This is a genomic window from Nocardia sp. NPDC049526, assembly GCF_044465765.1.
GTDB lineage: Bacteria > Actinomycetota > Actinomycetes > Mycobacteriales > Mycobacteriaceae > Nocardia.
On the sequence record NZ_JBITMA010000005.1, the window covers coordinates 497,069 to 513,588 of the forward strand.

A 16,520-nucleotide genomic window follows, 5' to 3' on the forward strand; every position below is an offset into this window, starting at 1 on the left:
GCAAGGAAACGGTGCTGTTCGGGGTCAATGACGGGGTCGTGTGCCCTAACGTCGGAGCATACGACCGAGTCGTCCGATCGGTCACGGGTGGATCGGTGGTCGCCATGGGTGTCGAGCGCACGGTGGATATCGCGGTGATCGGCGGCGGACTGGCCGGATTGACGGCGGCCCGTCAGTTGCGTCGCGCCGGATTCGATGCTCTTGTCGTAGAGGCGCGGAATCGGGTAGGTGGTCGCACACTGAACCAACCGATCGGGGACGGCAAGATCGTCGAGGTCGGTGGGCAGTGGGTCGGTCCCGGTCAGGACCGGGTGCTGGCGTTGATCGACGAGTTGGGGCTGGAGACGTTTCCCACCTACACCACCGGTCGGCATCTGTTCGAACATCGCGGGAAGCTGCGACGCTATCGCGGCCGGATTCCATTGATCGCCTCCGCCGCCCTGCTGGATGCCTACATCGGTCTGCAGCGGTTGGATCGGATGTCTCGGCTGGTACCGGCGGACACCCCATGGTCGGCGGCGCGGGCGAGGCAGTGGGACGCCGAGACCGTCGAGTCGTGGATGCGGCGCAATCTGCATTCGGAGATCGCGCGCCGGGCCATCACGATGGTCTGCAAGGCGGTGTGGGCCGCCGATCCGGCCGACGTGTCACTGCTGCACCTGCTGGCCTATCTCAATGCCGGTGGCGGTGTGGATTCGATGATCGAAACCGATGGTGGCGCACAGCAAACCCGCATCGTGGGCGGTTCGCAACGAATCTCGATGGCGCTGGCGGAGCAGTTGGGCGAGCACGTGCTGCTGAATACGCCGGTGCGCAAGATCGAGCAGACCCAGGGTTCGGTCGTCGTGCACGGCGACGACATTCGGATTCCGGCCCGCCGCGTGATCGTGGCGATGAGCCCGGCCCTGGCAGGTCGGCTGGTGTACTCCCCTGCGCTGCCCGCCGATCGTGACCAGCTCACTCAGCGCATGCCGAACGGCTCGGTCATCAAGACCATGGCCGTATACGACGCCCCCTTCTGGCGGGCGGATGGGCTGTCCGGGCAGGTCACCGCAGCCACCGGACCGGTAAAGGTCACCTTCGACAACTCCCCGCCGGACGGGAACCCCGGTGTGCTGCTCGCCTTCCTGGAAGGCGGCGATGCCCGGCGACTCGGCCGCTACCCCGCCGAGGAACGGCGCGATATCGTGATCTCCAGCCTCACAAGGTTTTTCGGCCCGGCAGCGGCCGCCCCCATCGACTACATCGAGAAGGACTGGTCCGCCGACGAATGGACCCGCGGCTGCTACGGAGCATTCATGCCGCCCAACACCTGGACCGAATACGGCCCGGCCCTACGCGCACCTATCGGCCGAATCCATTGGGCCGGAGCCGAAACCGCGACAGTGTGGATGGGTTACATGGACGGGGCGATCCGCTCAGGCGAACGAGCCGCCGCCGAGATCAGCGCGTTGGTCGCCGGTGACCGGAAGCCCACGGCGGTCATCTGACCCTCGGGTGCGGCTTATCCCCCAGCCGATCGGGTGAATTCGGCCCGCCACCGTTGCGTCTGGTGATTCGCTTCGATATCCACTGACCGAAGTCCCTCGGCCGCAAACGAATCGATTTCCGACCGGGTCAGCGGCCACGGCGGTCCGTTGACCTCCGCACCCTCCGCCCGGATTCCGGCGATCACGACCAACTGCCCACCGGGTGCCACAGCCCGCCGGATATTGGCGATCGCGGTATCGCGCACCGACACCGGCATCGACTGCACCGTGATCGACTCGACGACGAGATCGAACGCATCCCGCCATGCGCTGGGCGGATCCAGCAGATCGGCCACCACATACTCCACGGCTGACTTCGGAAACCGTTCGCGCACTTCGGCAATCGCGGTCGGCGAAATATCGAAAGCGGTGGTCGCGAAACCGAGCCACGCGATGTACTCCGCGTCCTGCCCGTACCCGCAGCCGATCACCAATGCCCGACGCCCGGCACCGTCCACCGCGCGTCGCTCGGCCCACTCGACCACCATCGGATTGGGCTGATCGCGATCCCACGGCACAATCGCCGCCCCGGCGGCCGCCTCCGCATACAGCCGCTCGAACCACCCGGTCGGATCGTCCTTTGCGAGCGACTCCGCTGCCAACCTGCTGGAATCGGCATCTCGATTCAAGGCCATCCAGCCAGTCTCGCACGAGCCGATATCAGAAGCGGCCGCGCCGGAAGGCTTCGGCGACCTCGGCACGCTCGATGAGGATCTGGCGGCGGCGGTTCGCCATGGTCTCGGCTATCGATGTCTTCGCGACGAGGGCCCGGTAGAGGGCGGCGGCGTCTTCGATCGCATCACGGGCATCGACGCCCGCGGCGGGGCTGATGGCGTGATCGGCGTCGCCACAAAGGATTACGTCGTCTCGGGGTGGGCGCGGATGGGTCAGCGGCACATCGCGGGCATTGCTGACGTGCACCATCTCGGTGATCGAAAGTAGCGAGTCGATCAGTCCCGGTATCGCGGGCAGTGCCGTGCGGATCTGCTCCGCCCAGGCCTCGACGGGGTGGAAACCGTTGTCCGCCAGCGGGATCGGCGGGCGCCGAATTCTGGCGAACCATACCGCCGTCTCGTCGTTCCACAGGTGCCCGAAGGCGTCGGTCGGCCGGGCGTTGCCGGTGCGATGGAAGTGCAGTACCGATGCTTCGGTGGGCAGGGTGATCGGGGTCGTGGTGACCCCGTAGATGACGACCTGTCCCGCATAGACAGCGGGCCGGCCGGGTTCCAGGCGGGCGCGCACGAGCGAGTCGATACCGTCCGCCGCGATCATCGGCCCGTCCGGTGTCACCGATTCGCTTGCTAGCCTCAAGGTTCGGCTCTCGATGTCGAGATCGGTCACCGGACGGTCGTAGTGGAACTCCGCAACCGTGGCATGGGCGAAATCGGTGAGCACTCGTAGCAGATCCGGGCGGAAGTAGAGCCGCCGACCGTCACCGGGGTGGGCACGATACCCGGTGAGGCTGTGCAAGCCGAGCGCGCGCACCTCACACGAGGCAGCGTCCAGATCCGCGCGGTCTATCCCGAGTTCCCCGAGCGCCGCATGCGCCCGGCTGTCGAGGGTGAGAAACGCACCGGCGTCGACCGTGGACCGCCGCTCGTACACGGTGACCGGCAGTCCCGCGCGCGCAAGGGCTCCGGCGAGCACAGTGCCCGCGATACCACCGCCGATGATGGTGACCATGTGCCTCCTCAGACCGCTGCGGACCGCTGTGCTCACCCACCCCGCCGGCTCCGTCGGCCGCCGTCCCCTATGCCGCCGGTTCGGTTATCGCGCCGCCCTTGCCGAGCTTGGTCATCGCCAGATAGCCGCCGCAGACGAGCACACCCCAGACCGCTCCGACGACAATCGCGGTGCGCCCGCTCTCGGTCCAGAACAGCAGGACGACAACCAACCCCAGGAAGGCCAGCGCCAGCCAGGTGGTGATCGGCGCGCCGGGCAGGCGGTAATCGCTGGCGGGCAGTTCGCCACGGCCGACCTTGGCGCGATAGATCAAGTGGCACACCAAGATTACGCCCCAGACGAAGATGATGCCGATGGTGCTGACCGAGGTGATGTAGTTGAACGCCTTGTCCGGGGAGATCACATTGACGATCACTCCGATGACCATGGCTGCCGCCGAAGCGGTGATGCCGACATACGGCACCGCGCGCGAACTGAGCTTGTTCAGCCCCGCGGGCGCTTCCCCGTGCAGCGACAGGGTGCGCAGCATACGGCCGGTGGAGTAGATGCCCGAATTGCACGACGACAGCGCTGCGGTGAGCAGTACGAAATTGATGATGCCCGCAGCACCCGGAATGCCGATCTGCTGGAACACCTCGACGAACGGGCTCTTGCCCGCGTGGAAGTTGCGCCAACTGGCCACCGACATGATCACCACGAGCGCGCCGACATAGAACAGGCCGATGCGGAACGGCAGGGTGTTGATCGCCTTGCGCAGCGTCGTACGCGGATCCCGCGCCTCGCCCGCGGTCACACCGACCAGTTCGACGCCGACGTAGGCGAACAGGACAATCTGCAGCACCAGCAGCGACTGTCCGAAACCGTTCGGGAACACACCGCCATCGGCCCACAGATTGGTGACCGTCGGGTTGGCGGCATGGCCGAAGCCGATCGTCAGCACCCCGATGCCGATGAGGATCATCGCGACGATCGCGGTGACCTTGATGGCGGAGAACCAGAATTCGCCCTCACCGAACAGCCGCACGGAGATCAGGTTGGCGCAGAACATGACCGCCAATACCACCAGCGCGGTCAGCCACGGTGCGATATCGAACCAGTACTGCACATACTTCCCGGCGACGGTGATCTCGGCCATGCAGGTCGCCACCCACACCGCCCAGTACGACCACCCGGTGACAAAGCCGGCGAAGCGCCCGAGGAATTCGTGGGCGTACTCCGCGAAGCTGCCCGAGATGGGCCGGTAGGTCAGCAACTCCCCCAGCGCCCGCATGATCACGAAGATCGCCAGACCCGCCGCGAGGTAGGCCAGGATCAGCCCCGGCCCCGCCTGCTCGATCGCACCGCCGGCACCATAGAAAAGACCCGTGCCGATCGCACCACCGATCGCGATCATCTGAATGGTCCGCGGGCTCAGCCCCCGGGTGTACCCCTCTTCACCGGATACGGCCGGGTCGGTGGGCGCCGAATCAGCTTGTAGCTGACGGTCGGAGGCTGTCATGGATCCTGCGGTCCTTCCCCTGGAGCTCGAGATCGATCAGCCCGTCACGCTACCGGCCGCACCACCGGGCCGCCGCGCGACCCGAGCCACACCCTGATCAGTGCAGGAGGAAGCCATGATTCGCCAGGGACTGGCGGAGCCGGTGGCGGCCGTTGAGGCTGGCGGCAGAGGCCAGGCGGGCCAGGACGCGCTCGGTCCAGGAGTGCGCGAGTCGCTGTTCGGCGTAGAACTCGGCGATGCGGTCTTCGTAGGCCGCGACGTGGGCGCGTTGGGTGCGAAGGTCGTAGGTTTCGTGATGGAGGACGGCCGGTTGCGGGAGGCGCGGTTTGACGCGGGCATCCTCGCTCGGATCCGGGTGTCCGACAACGAGTCCGAAGACCGCGAAGACCTGTTCGGGGAGTTTCAGTTCCGCCGCAACCCGTTCCGGGTTGTTGCGGATCGCGCCGATGTAGACGGTGCCGAGGCCGAGGGATTCCGCGGCGACGACCGCGTTCTGCGCGGCCAGGGCGGCATCGATGAAACCGACATAGCTCGATTCGAGGTAGTCGGCTCCGGCCAGTGGCGCTTCGTGGTCCTCGGCCAGTTGGCGCAGCCGGGCGAAATCGGCGGTGAACACCAGCAGCACCGGCGCCTGTTCGATATGTGCCTGCCCGCCGGCCAGCGCGGCCAAGCGGGCCTTGCGCGCCCGATCGCGGACCGCGATGACGCTCCACACCTGCAGATTGGAGGAGGTCGGCGCGGACTGGGCGGCCGAGATCAGCAGGCGCAGGGTGTCCTCGGAGACCGGATCGGCGAGGTAGCGGCGCACCGACCGGTGCTCATGCAGCACCTGCAGCACCGGATTCCACTCGGCGGGCACGGTCGTATTCGGATCCCGATAGCGCTGCTGGACGGCGTGGGCGGGGCTCGGCACGGTCTGCGTCATGCCGATCATCCTGTGACATGTGCGGCGCGCCCGTCTGCGGTAACCCTCAGCATGAACCGAACCGGGTACGGTTGGTAAGGCAAGCCTAATTAGAAATTAGTGGAGGTTACCTTGGCACGACCCCGCACCACCCTGACGGTGCAGCGCACCGAGCGGCTGACCCCGCATCTGATCCGGGTGTATTTCGGCGGCCCCGGATTCGCCGCGTTTCGGCCGAGCGAGTTCACCGACTCGTATGTGAAGTTCATTTACCCGCGCGACGGTGTCGATGTGCTGCGCACCTACACCGTGCGCTCGGTCGATCCGGATGCCGGTGAGCTGGCCGTGGACTTCGTCTACCACGGTGACGAGGGCATTGCCGGTCCGTGGGCCGCTTCGGTGCAGCCGGGCGACACCATCGACTGCTTCGGACCGGGCGGAGCCTATGCACCGCGTGCCGATGCCGACTGGCACCTGCTGGCGGGCGACGAGGCGGCTCTACCCGCGATCGCGGCGGCGCTCGAGGGGATGTCCGCCGCAGCGGTCGGGCAGGCCTTCGTCGAGGTCGCCGGCCCCGATGACGAACTGAAACTGGACAAGCCCACCGGCATCGAGCTGACCTGGCTGCATCGCGGCGCACGCGAGCCGGGCGATGCGCTGGCCGAAGCCGTCCGCGCGGCGACGTGGCGCGAGGGGCAGGTGCAGGTCTTCATCCACGGCGAGGCCCGCGCCGTCATGCAGGACCTGCGCCGCTACGTCCGCCGCGAACGTGGCGTCTCCGCCGAATGGGCGAACTCGATCTCCGGCTATTGGCGTCGCGGCCGCACCGAAGAGGGCTTCCGCGAATGGAAGGCCGAATTCAAGGCCCAGGACACCGAGGATGCGCCGACCAGGTGAACGGCCGAAATCCCATGGCGACCGGATGTTCGCCGGCCGCCATGGGATTCCGTGGTGTCGCTACTGCTGATTCGCGCGCAGCGCCTCCTGCACGAACTGCGTCGTGTAGGTCTTCGACAGATCGATGCGGTCCTTGACGGGTGCCACATTCTTCGAGTATTTGCCGAGCACGTTCAGCACATTCTCGGCGCCTTCGGATTTCATCAGGCCGGTGCCGTTGAACATGCCGATCGAGTCGCGGATGGACTGGACGTAGAGATCCCGGCCCGCGCTCGCGTATTGCGATGGCATCTTGGCGGCGATCTCCTCGGCGGTGTGCGTCTTGATCCACTGCAGCGTCTGCACGAAGGCGGTCGCGATCTTCTGCACGATATCCGGATGCGCGTCGACGGTGTCGCAGCGCATGTAGAGCGACGATGCCGGATACAGCCCGCCCAATGCGGCGCGGGTGCCTTCCTCGGTCCGCATATCCACCAGGATCTTCGCGTCACCGGAGTTCACCATGGTGGCGACCGTCGGATCTGTGGTCATGCCCGCATCGATGCCATTGTGGTTCATACCTGCGATAAAGGTCTGTCCTGCACCGACTTTCACGCGCGTGTAGTCGGCGGTGGTCATACCCGACTGCCCGGTGAGCGCCTGGGTGAGGAAGTCGGTCGAGGAGCCGAGCGAGGTCACACCGAGGTTCTTACCGCGCAGATCCGCCAGCGAATTGATACCGGCGGCATCCGCCTTGGACACGAGTTCCACTTCGCCCGGCACATCGGCGAATTGGACCACCGAGGTCAGACACTGTTCCTTGGCCTGCAGGTCGATAGTGTGGTCGTAGAAACCGACCACGGCCTGCACATCGCCGGTCAGCAGCGCGGTTTCGGCGCTCGCACCGGACTGCTCGCCGAGCAGTTTGACGTCGATATCGTTCTTCTCGAAGAAGCCGAGTTTCTCGGTGAGCATGGCGGGCAGGTAGATCACCTTCTCCAAACCGCCGACCATGATGGTGATCTGGGGCCGGCCGTTTGCCATCGGAATGGTTCGGGAGTCCCGGCAACCGGTCGCCAGCAACAGTGCCGCGATGACTCCGACAATGATCGTCAGATGTTTGACGTACCGCATGATCAGATCCCGTGGCTCGAAGTCGCCTGCGACGGACGCCATTTCAGCAATCGGCCCTCCGCCGCACTGATCGCCCATTCGGCCAGTAGCGCGATGACGGTGATGATGATCATGCCCGCGTAGATACCGGCCGAGTCGAAGGTGCCCTGGGCGTTGCTGATCAGCAGACCCAAACCCTTACTGGCACCGGCATATTCACCGACGACCGCACCGATCAGCGCGAAACCGAAGGCGGTGTGCAGGCTGGACAGGATCCAGGTGGTCGCGCTCGGCAGCACGATCGAGCTCAGCACCTGACGCTTGCTCGCACCGAGAATGCGGGCGTTATTGATGACATTGCCGTCGACCTCACGCGCACCGGTGAAGGCGTTGAAGAATACGGCGAAGAACACCAGCACCACGACCGTCGCGACCTTCGAGCTGAGCCCGAGACCGAACCAGATGATGAACAGCGACGCCAGCACGATACGCGGAACGGCGTTGAGCGCCTTGATGAACGGCGCGAGCACCTCGGCCCAGTACCGGCTGCGGCCGAGCAGCGTGCCGAGTACGACACCGGCCACCGCGCCGATGACGAAGCCGAGCACCGCCTCCTGCACGGTGGTGTACATCTGCAGCCAGATCGAGCCGAATTGCGTTCCGTCGGTGAACCATTCGACCAGGCGGTCCCAAATCAGCGAGGGCTTGGAGTAGAAGAACGGGTCGATCCACAGCGTGGCGGTGAGCTCCCATGCGCCCAGCCACACCGCGATCAGGGCGATCCGCAAGCCCCAGGTGCGCAGCCGGTTGCGCCGGAGGTTGGTCCGCACGCGTGCGAGAATCTGCTCCTCGGTTTCGATTTCGACCTCGGGCGCGGACTTCGCCACATCTTCGAGCACGTTATGCGACACGGGAGGCTCCCTTGCCTCGGGCTGCCTCGACCTGATCGCGCAGCGTTTCCCAAATTTCCTTGTAGATATCCCGGAATTCGTTGGTGAGCCGGACCTCCTCGACATCGCGCGGACGCTCCAGCGAGACCGGGAAGTTACCGCAGACCGTGGCCGGGCTGGCGGTCATGACGACGACCCGGTCGGCGAGCACGATCGCCTCCTCCAGATCGTGGGTCACGAAGATGACGGCCGCGCCGGTGCCCGCCCATACGCGCAGCAGTTCGTCCTGCATCAGCTGCCTGGTCTGCACGTCCAGCGCGCTGAACGGCTCGTCCATCAGCAGGATCTCGGGATCGTTGACCAGTGTCTGCGCCAGTGCGACACGCTTGCGCATACCGCCGGAGAGCTGATGCGGGTAGTAGCTCTCGAATCCGGCGAGACCGACCTTGCGCACCCAGCCGCGGGCCTGTTCGCGCGCTTCGGCCTTGGACTTGCCGCGCAGGCGCGGGCCGAGAGCGACGTTATCGATCACGCTCTTCCACGGCAGCACCGCGTCCTGCTGGAACATGTAGCCGATGCCGTCCGGGATGCCGTGGACATCCTTGCCGCGCACCAGCGTCCGCCCGGCCGAGGCCGGCTCCAGCCCGGAGACCAACGACAGCGTCGTCGACTTTCCGCAGCCCGTCGGGCCGACCACGGCGACGAATTCGCCGGGTTGTACCGCGAGATCGAGATTGCGGACGGCAGTGTGGATTCCGCCGCCGGTGCCGGGGAAGCGCTTCGTCGCGCTCCGCAGCTCGATGAGTGGTTCGGTCATTTTTCTTGCTCCTAGCGGATCAGGTAGAGCGAACCTACGTGGGCCGGGTCACACTTCGAGGCTTGTGCGCACAACCGGTGCAAACGACCGATTCGAAGGTTGTGCGCATTCTGCTCACGCCCATCTGCGTGGTTTATGCTGCGGAAATGGCCAACGACGGCGGAGCACCACGGCGCGCGACCGGACACTTCCGGCTGCGCACCCAGGTGCTGCTGCTGCAGATCGTGATCGTCTCGGTGACCCTCGGCGCCGCCTTCGCGGTATTCGGCTACGTCAGCAGTCAACGGCTCAACGACCAGTACGGGCAGCGTGCGCTGGCCATCGCACGCAGCATCGCGGCCGAACCGGTGGTGCGTGCAGAGGTTGCCCGATACGCGCCCGGCACGGTGACACCCCAGTTGCGGCCGCAGCTCACCGCAGGACCGCTGGAGCGGATAGCCATCGATACGACGCAGCGCACGGGTGCGCTGTTCGTAGTGATTACCGACGATGCCGGAATCCGGCTGGCACATCCGGACGAGGCGCGACTGACCGAACATGTGAGCACGGATCCATCGGAGGCGCTGGCGGGCCGGGAGGTGATCGTCAAGGAGCGCGGTACGCTCGGTCCTTCGGTGCGTGCGAAAGTTCCTGTGCTGGAAGCTGGTTCGGATCGCATCGTCGGAGCGGTGAGCGTCGGTATCTCGACTACCGCGATTCGCGGGCAGTTGCTCTCCGATCTGCGCACCGCGGCGCTGTTCATTGCCGCTGCGCTATTGATCGGCGTCGCGGGTTCGGCATTGCTGGCGTGGCGATGGCGCGGACTGACGCTCGGACTCGAACCCGCCGAACTGGCCGAACTCGTCCAAGGTCAGGCGGCGGTGCTGCACGGCATCGGACGCGGTGTGCTCGCCGTCGATTCCGCTTGGCGCACGACGTTTGTCAATGACGAGGCACGGCGGCTGCTCGGGATCAGCGCCGAGATCGGCAGTCCGGTCGACGAGATCGGTTTGACGCCAAGGGTGCTGGAGGTTTTCCGTGCGCTCGACGAACAGCCGACGCCCGCCACCATCGGCTCGCATATCGTGGTTGTCGCGGCCCGGCCCGTCACCCGCGATGGACGCGATCTCGGTGCCGTGCTCACGGTGCGCGATCGCACCGATGTCGAGGCATTGACCCGCCAACTCGATGCGGTGCAATCGATGAGCACCGTGCTGCGCGCCCAGCGCCACGAGTTCTCCAACAAGATGCACCTGCTCAGCGGACTGCTGCACGGCGGGCGCACGGAGGAGGCGTCACATGTCATCGATGAGCTGATCGGCGCGGGACCACTCGGCGCGGCGACGCCCGGCATCGATGCGATTCACGACGCGTATCTGCAGGCCTTCCTCGCAGCCAAGGCGGCGCATTCGCGCGAGAGCGGCGTCGAACTCGTACTCGGTCCGAATACCTGGGTGGACGGCAATCTCGCCGAACCCGTCGATGTCACGACCGTGCTCGGCAATCTGCTCGACAATGCGATCGAGGCGGCGCGTATCGCCGATAATCCCATCAAACAGGTGGAAGTCGAACTGGTGCAGGAGGATTCGACGTTGCACATCGCGGTCGCGGACAGCGGTGACGGTGTCGCACCCGAAATGATCGACACCCTGTTCACCGAGGGCACCTCCACCCGCGAGGATCACGGTGTGCCGGGCGGGCGCGGCGTCGGCCTCGCGCTGATCCGCCAGATCGCCCGCGCGCACGGCGGCGATGTCCGGCTCGCCAGTGCGCGCGGCGGTGCGCCGCCGCTCACCGGCGCCGAATTCATCGCCCGAATCCCCGGAGTACTGCTGGACAGCGAGATGCCATGGCCGCAACAGATCTGACCGTGCTGGTGGTGGACGACGACTTCCGCGTGGCCAATCTGCACGCCGGAATCGTCGAATCCATTGCGGGTTTCACCATCGCGGGCACCGCTAACACGCTGGCCGCCGCGCGAGAACTCAACGCCGCCAATGTGATCGACCTGGCGCTGGTCGATGTGTACCTGCCCGATGGTTCGGGCATCGACCTCGTGCGCGAATTGCACTGCGACGCCATGGTATTGACCGCCGCCACCGAAAGCGCCACCGTGCGAGCCGCCTTCGCCGCGGGCGCACTCGCATACCTGGTGAAACCTTTCCCGCACACCATGCTCGCGGCCCGCCTGGCCGGATACGCCCGCTACCGCCGCACCCTCGCCGCACCCCAGATCGATAACGCGAGCATCGAAGCCGCACTCCAAGCGCTGCGCCCTACCTCGACGCCCACCGCGACCACCGTCATCGCCTCCCCCACCAAAGACCTCGTCCTGCACACCATCCTCGAAGCCACCGCACCCCTGTCCGCGGCCGAGGTGGCCACCGCCATCGGCATCTCCCGCGCCACCGCTCAGCGCTATCTCGCCACCCTGGTCGCCGCGGGCACCGTCCAGATGCGGCTGCGCTACGGCACCACCGGCCGCCCCGAACAGGAATACACCGCGGTACCGCGCGGTCGCTGAGTACCCCTGTCGATCTCGACCGAAATCGGAGACACTAGCATTAGGCGTGCCTAACCTTAACTAGGTTGGGCGAGTTGCGTGAGTGAGGATCGACAATGCAGGGCCGCGACTTGGGGCGGTGCCGATGACGGCGCTGGTGAGCGGGGTACATACCCGGCGTGGTTTCGCGATCCGGACGGTTGCCACCTGCGCCGCGCTCGCGACGGCGATCTGGCTGTCGACCCAATTGCATTGCACACCAGCGCTGCACCATGCGGCGTTGCTCATCCATCTGGCATCGCTGGTCCTCGGCTTCGGCGCGGTGCTGGCGGTGGACTATTTCGCCGTGGCCTGGGTCCTGCGCCGCACACCCCTGCGCGAAATGCTGACCGTGGCCGACCGCCTCCAACTGCCCATCTGGCTGGGCGTCATCGGTCTGGTCGCCAGCGGCGTACTCCTCGAACCGAATATCGCCAACCACACCACCCAGACCAAAATGGCGCTGGTCGTCGCGCTGACACTGAACGGTCTACAAGCATCCGCCTTCACCGACCGAGTCGCGGCTCGCGGCGGCATCCTCGACCGACCATTGATCGCCCGCGGCGCGCTCACCCTGCTCATCTCCCAGGCATGTTGGTGGGGCGCACTCTGGATCGGCTTCTGGAACACCACCAACCACGCATAATCCTCAGTTGGTACCGCTCAGCGCGACGCTCGCACCGACGCCGATGATCATCAATCCGCCGGTGGCGCCGACGGATTCGAGGCGGCGCGGTGAGCGGACGAACCATGATCGCGCGGCACCCGCGATCATGGCCCACGTTCCATCGGAGAGTATTTGGATGCCGAGCCCGACCGAGCCGAGTGTCAGCAGCTGCAGGGGCAGCGCGCCTGTGGCCGGGTCGGCGAACTGCGGTAGGACGGCGGCGAAGAACACGATGGTCTTCGGATTCGTCGCGCCGACAATCACACCTTGCCGGAACATCCGCCGCGGATTCGCATCCGGTGCGTGCGAACGCAGCGCACCCGCGAGACTCTTCCGCTCCCGAATCGCCAGGATGCCCAGGTAGATCAGATAACCCGCACCCACCACTTTGACGATCGTCAGCAAGACGGCCGACGCCGCGAGCACGACACCCAACCCCAGCGCAACGGCAATCAGCGGAACCGCCGACCCCACCGTCGCCCCCAACACCGAAAGCAATGCCGTGCGCCGACCGTGCGCCAAGGCCCGTCCGATCGCGAAAAGCACATTCGGGCCGGGAATGACGATGATGATCAGTGCGGCGACGGCGAAAGCGGCCAAGTGAGAGGCGGGCACCATTCGCCGGAGCCTACCGCCTCGACACGGCCCGGTGCCCGCGCCGCACAACCCGACCAGTCGTCGCAGCGTCGTCGGAGAATGGACATCGTCAATTCGGTTCCACAGCAAGCCGAACCGCCGGTCCAACACACCTCTGTCCGGTTGCTTTTGCTCGACGAGAATGACCCGCTACTGCTGATCTCCAGGCCGCCCGACGAGCCGATCCCCCTGCTCGACCTGAACAGCTCGCGAATTCCCAGCAGATACGGTCGTCCATGGCGACCTCGGACCTGAGCATGTGTCGGTAGCGGTAGGTCGCAGCCTGAACCCGCGCCTCGGAGATGACGCGACACCTAAACGGAGCTTTCATCTCCGTTTTCGACTAGGATTACCTTTGTCGAGATCCCTGCAGTTCATCTATCGAAGCAAGGGGCGAGTCATGAGTCAAAGTGATGCGGTATCGCAGTTCGACCCGGCGGAAATTGATTTCGAACAGGCCTATCGGGACAAAACAGTCGTCGAAGGCGTACCGATGGGGCGGTTGCCGTGGGACATCGGTAGACCACAGCCGGTATTGGTCGAATTCGAACATGCGGGACGCATTGCCGGGCAGGTGCTGGATATCGGCTGCGGGCCGGGCGACAACGCCATCTATCTAGCGAGCCTGGGCTATCAGGTGTCCGGATTGGATGCCGCGCCCACCGCGATCGAGGAGGCGCGCACCCGCGCGGCCGCGCGTGGCGTGGCGGTGGCCTTCTCGGTTGCCGATGCCACCGAACTCGACGGCTACGACGATCGGTTCGACACGGTGGTCAGCAGTGCACTGTTCCATTGTCTCGCCGCGGAGCAGCGCCGTGATCATGTCGCCGCACTGCATCGAGTTATGCGTCCGGGTGGTCGGCTGATCCAATTCTGTTTTGCCGATAAGGGACACAGCGAAGCGTATGCGCCGTTTCAGATCGGCGAGGAAGAGTTGCGCGCCGCCTTCGCGGCTCCGGATTGGTCGCTTCATACGCTGCGCATCGACCGGATGGTGACGATCATGCCGCCGCCATCGGTGCGCGATATCTTGGCCGAGCGGGGCGTCGAGCTCGAAATCGATGAGACCGGAGCGCTCCTGCTGCCGATCTGGGTGCTGGAGGCCGAGCGAATCTGAGGCTGATCACGCGGACCGACCGGATTCGAATGCCGGTCGGTCCGCGAGCAATACGGCGAAGGTCAGCGCCCATGCGCCCACGGCAACCAGGAGCAGCAGGTCGCCGAGCGCGTGTAGTGCCGGCAGGTCGGTGGCCGTACCGGTGGCGAACGTCGCGACCGCGGTCATGCCGAGCGGGAAAACCGTGGCCCAGCGCCGGATGTCGTACTCGGGTCGCGGGCGGATCACCTCGGCGACCACCAAAATCGTGTAGCCGAACAGGTTGAGGCCGAGGACGATCAGCGCAACAGCCTCCAGCAGCCGATGTGCGGCACCGGTCCACTGGTGTGCACCGACGAGTTCGGCGGCCGCCAGCGTCGAAATCGCCAGGGCACCGGTGGCGACCCACTGATCGCCCGCGCCGATCCACACCTGCCGAAACTCGAAATGAGCGAAGGCCGCGAGATAAAGCAGCACGCCGACACAGAACAACGCCAACGCCACCCAGGCGAGCCAATCACCGACATCGGCCAGCGCCGGCGTCCCCGCCAGCACCGCGAGGCCCTGGGTAGAAACACAAACCAGGAATGCCCCGCCCGGCATCCGCCGATTCCAATGCCGCAGTACCGCGAGCAATAGTCCGGGCCAGATCGCCGCGGCCAGCACCAATAATGCGCAAGCCGCAATCTGCCAGCCCGACAGTGATAACCGCGTCCCGAGCACCGTTGTCGCCGCGACCCCGGTCAATGCGGGCGGGGTGTCGGCCTCGGCCTCCCACTGCGAACGTTGCCACAGCAGTCGGGTGCCGAAGTCGATCGCGAGCAGCAGCCAGACCGCTGCCGCGAGTGCGAATATCAGCCACGAGACGACCTCGAATCCGGTGAGATGCAACCCCACCGACACGATTCCGGTCGCCATGACGAATGAACCCGCCACCGGCGGTAGCTCCTGCCACCAACGCTGCGCCACCCGGATATCACATCTCGAGATGTGATCTTGGTCAAGCAACTCGACAGCAAGCGATTTGCCGACCCGGTCCGCCCTCCCGATATCCGCGCCGCGCTGCCGCGAATGTGTCGGGAGGCCAAGGTTCACACTTGTTGTCCGGCTACCGCTCGGGCCGAAATCCGGGCCGATCCGATACCGCGTCGGGAATGTCAGCAATCTTGGGGCAAAGCCAGTCTGGTGCCGGGCCGACGGCTGGCCCGGCACGCCGCCGCGTCGAGACCGGCATGTTGGCACTCCCCCACCGACGCCGACGCCTACTGGCTGGCCCTGGGACCTCCTGCGCGTGGCAGCGACCGCCGGTGAGGTGACCGAGTTACCGCCCGGCGCGGTGTACGAATCGCTCGACGACGACGGCGCCAAGTGGATCTACGAGGTCCCCGCAACAGGCTTCCGACAATTCGCGATGCGTTGCGCCGCAATCGATTCGAGGCGGTCGCGGAGGGCGTCACTGTCGGCGCCGAAGAATTGTTCGTCGGTGTCCACGACTATGCGGATGGCGCGGCGGGCTAGGGCGCGGCCTTCCGAGGTGACTTCGATGCGGAGGATTCGGGCGTCGTCGGGGTCAGGGCGGCGGGTCAGGAGGGTGCGGTCTTCCAGGACGCGGATTACCCGGGAGCCCATCATGCGGTCGGCGCCCGCCATGTCGACTACCTGTTGTTGGGTTGGTGGTTCGCCCTGTCTGCCGAGCCAGCCGGCCGAGGCGAGCAGGTTGAATTGGGTGAGGGTGAGGCCGAGGGGGCGCAGGTTGCGTTCGACGGTGGCGCGCCATTCCAGCGCGGCGTGATGCAGCCAGAAGCCCGGACTCATAAGTGGGCCTTGCGGTTCAGCCATGCGCGACCCCGAGTCGCCGCGCCTCGAGTTGCAGCGCCGCGATGGTCAGCTGCATGTCGGCGCGAATGCCGCGCTCCCAGATCAGCCGGAAGATCGGCCGGAACGGGCCGTGCACCTCCATTCGTTTCGCGACGCGCACGGTTCCGTCGCCGAGCGGTTCGTAGGTGTAGTGACCACGGATCTTGCCGAACGGGATCCCGGCCTCACTGGTCCACGAACGTCCCGAATCGACGGCGGTGATGGTGAACGGAGCAGCCGGTGCGCCTTTGGGTTTCACCCAACCCGTGGTTCCCGGCGCGAATGGCCCATCGATCCGAGCCTTCTCCTCATGTGGATCCCAGGACGGCCAGTTGGCCACGTCGGTAGCGGCCCGCCAGATCTCCTCGATCTCTCCGGAGATAACGGCTTCTTCATGGATCACGTACATCGGAACACTCCCGGTCCGCACTGG

General features: G+C 65.9%; 17 protein-coding genes. 6 read left to right on the forward strand and 11 right to left on the reverse strand.

The genetic code is table 11. The features are described from left to right. Positions 1 to 104: 104 nt before the first annotated feature. Complete coding sequence (locus tag ACIBW7_RS18845) at positions 105 to 1,490, forward strand: flavin monoamine oxidase family protein (protein WP_397047793.1); 1,386 nt, start codon at positions 105 to 107, stop codon at positions 1,488 to 1,490. A 14-nt stretch (positions 1,491 to 1,504) separates the two neighbouring features. Here the strand turns inward: ACIBW7_RS18845 and ACIBW7_RS18850 are convergent, their stop codons facing one another. From ACIBW7_RS18850 to ACIBW7_RS18865, 4 genes are all read right to left on the reverse strand, one after another. Further along, on the reverse strand, positions 1,505 to 2,164 hold the full coding sequence (locus tag ACIBW7_RS18850; protein ID WP_397047795.1) for a class I SAM-dependent methyltransferase: 660 nt from the start codon (positions 2,162 to 2,164) through the stop codon (positions 1,505 to 1,507). Between the two features lie 25 nt (positions 2,165 to 2,189). Further along, entirely contained in the window at positions 2,190 to 3,212 is a 1,023-nt protein-coding gene (locus ACIBW7_RS18855) for an FAD-dependent oxidoreductase (protein WP_397047797.1), read from the reverse strand. A 67-nt stretch (positions 3,213 to 3,279) separates the two neighbouring features. Continuing rightward, on the reverse strand, positions 3,280 to 4,710 hold the full coding sequence (locus ACIBW7_RS18860) for an amino acid permease (RefSeq protein WP_397047799.1): 1,431 nt from the start codon (positions 4,708 to 4,710) through the stop codon (positions 3,280 to 3,282). 97 nt (positions 4,711 to 4,807) lie between these two features. Next, entirely contained in the window at positions 4,808 to 5,635 is an 828-nt protein-coding gene (locus ACIBW7_RS18865; RefSeq protein WP_397047801.1) for an NADPH-dependent oxidoreductase, read from the reverse strand. A 111-nt stretch (positions 5,636 to 5,746) separates the two neighbouring features. Here ACIBW7_RS18865 and ACIBW7_RS18870 point away from each other — a divergent pair, with 111 nt between their 5' ends. Next, positions 5,747 to 6,511 carry a siderophore-interacting protein gene (locus ACIBW7_RS18870; protein ID WP_397047803.1) on the forward strand — a complete coding sequence of 255 codons (765 nt, stop codon included), beginning with the start codon at positions 5,747 to 5,749 and terminating at the stop codon, positions 6,509 to 6,511. A gap of 60 nt (positions 6,512 to 6,571) precedes the next feature. Here the strand turns inward: ACIBW7_RS18870 and ACIBW7_RS18875 are convergent, their stop codons facing one another. From ACIBW7_RS18875 to ACIBW7_RS18885, 3 genes are read right to left on the reverse strand one after another with little or no spacing between them, the layout of a single operon-like run. Continuing rightward, positions 6,572 to 7,666, reverse strand: a complete 1,095-nt coding sequence (locus tag ACIBW7_RS18875; RefSeq protein ID WP_397047805.1) for an ABC transporter substrate-binding protein — start codon at positions 7,664 to 7,666, stop codon at positions 6,572 to 6,574. Continuing rightward, positions 7,627 to 8,514: an ABC transporter permease gene (locus ACIBW7_RS18880; RefSeq protein WP_397038922.1), complete on the reverse strand. Its 888-nt coding sequence runs from the start codon at positions 8,512 to 8,514 to the stop codon at positions 7,627 to 7,629. Before ACIBW7_RS18880 ends, ACIBW7_RS18875 begins: the two co-directional genes overlap by 40 nt. Next, positions 8,504 to 9,310, reverse strand: a complete 807-nt coding sequence (locus tag ACIBW7_RS18885) for an ABC transporter ATP-binding protein (protein WP_040695968.1) — start codon at positions 9,308 to 9,310, stop codon at positions 8,504 to 8,506. The genes ACIBW7_RS18880 and ACIBW7_RS18885 overlap by 11 nt, the downstream gene beginning before the upstream one ends. Positions 9,311 to 9,456: 146 nt before the next feature. On the opposite strand from ACIBW7_RS18885, the gene ACIBW7_RS18890 reads away from it, so the two are divergent. From ACIBW7_RS18890 to ACIBW7_RS18900, 3 genes are all read left to right on the forward strand, one after another. After that, positions 9,457 to 11,157 carry an ATP-binding protein gene (locus ACIBW7_RS18890; RefSeq protein WP_397047807.1) on the forward strand — a complete coding sequence of 567 codons (1,701 nt, stop codon included), beginning with the start codon at positions 9,457 to 9,459 and terminating at the stop codon, positions 11,155 to 11,157. Further along, entirely contained in the window at positions 11,139 to 11,813 is a 675-nt protein-coding gene (locus tag ACIBW7_RS18895) for a response regulator (RefSeq protein WP_397047809.1), read from the forward strand. The genes ACIBW7_RS18890 and ACIBW7_RS18895 overlap by 19 nt, the downstream gene beginning before the upstream one ends. A gap of 124 nt (positions 11,814 to 11,937) precedes the next feature. After that, entirely contained in the window at positions 11,938 to 12,477 is a 540-nt protein-coding gene (locus ACIBW7_RS18900) for a hypothetical protein (protein ID WP_397047811.1), read from the forward strand. Positions 12,478 to 12,480: 3 nt separating this feature from the next. On the opposite strand, the gene ACIBW7_RS18905 is transcribed toward ACIBW7_RS18900, so the two are convergent. After that, positions 12,481 to 13,116, reverse strand: a complete 636-nt coding sequence (locus ACIBW7_RS18905) for a LysE family translocator (RefSeq protein ID WP_397047813.1) — start codon at positions 13,114 to 13,116, stop codon at positions 12,481 to 12,483. A 418-nt stretch (positions 13,117 to 13,534) separates the two neighbouring features. On the opposite strand from ACIBW7_RS18905, the gene ACIBW7_RS18910 reads away from it, so the two are divergent. Then, positions 13,535 to 14,251, forward strand: coding sequence for a class I SAM-dependent methyltransferase (locus ACIBW7_RS18910; protein WP_397047815.1), 717 nt, complete (start codon positions 13,535 to 13,537; stop codon positions 14,249 to 14,251). A gap of 6 nt (positions 14,252 to 14,257) precedes the next feature. On the opposite strand, the gene ACIBW7_RS18915 is transcribed toward ACIBW7_RS18910, so the two are convergent. The 3 genes from ACIBW7_RS18915 to ACIBW7_RS18925 form a co-directional block, all read right to left on the reverse strand. Further along, positions 14,258 to 15,166, reverse strand: a complete 909-nt coding sequence (locus ACIBW7_RS18915) for a tellurite resistance/C4-dicarboxylate transporter family protein (RefSeq protein ID WP_397047817.1) — start codon at positions 15,164 to 15,166, stop codon at positions 14,258 to 14,260. Positions 15,167 to 15,604: 438 nt separating this feature from the next. Beyond that, positions 15,605 to 16,069 (reverse strand): MarR family winged helix-turn-helix transcriptional regulator, encoded by a 465-nt coding sequence (locus ACIBW7_RS18920; RefSeq protein WP_397047819.1) that lies wholly within the window; start codon positions 16,067 to 16,069, stop codon positions 15,605 to 15,607. After that, on the reverse strand, positions 16,062 to 16,496 hold the full coding sequence (locus ACIBW7_RS18925) for an SRPBCC family protein (protein ID WP_397047821.1): 435 nt from the start codon (positions 16,494 to 16,496) through the stop codon (positions 16,062 to 16,064). Before ACIBW7_RS18925 ends, ACIBW7_RS18920 begins: the two co-directional genes overlap by 8 nt. Positions 16,497 to 16,520 lie beyond the last annotated feature (24 nt).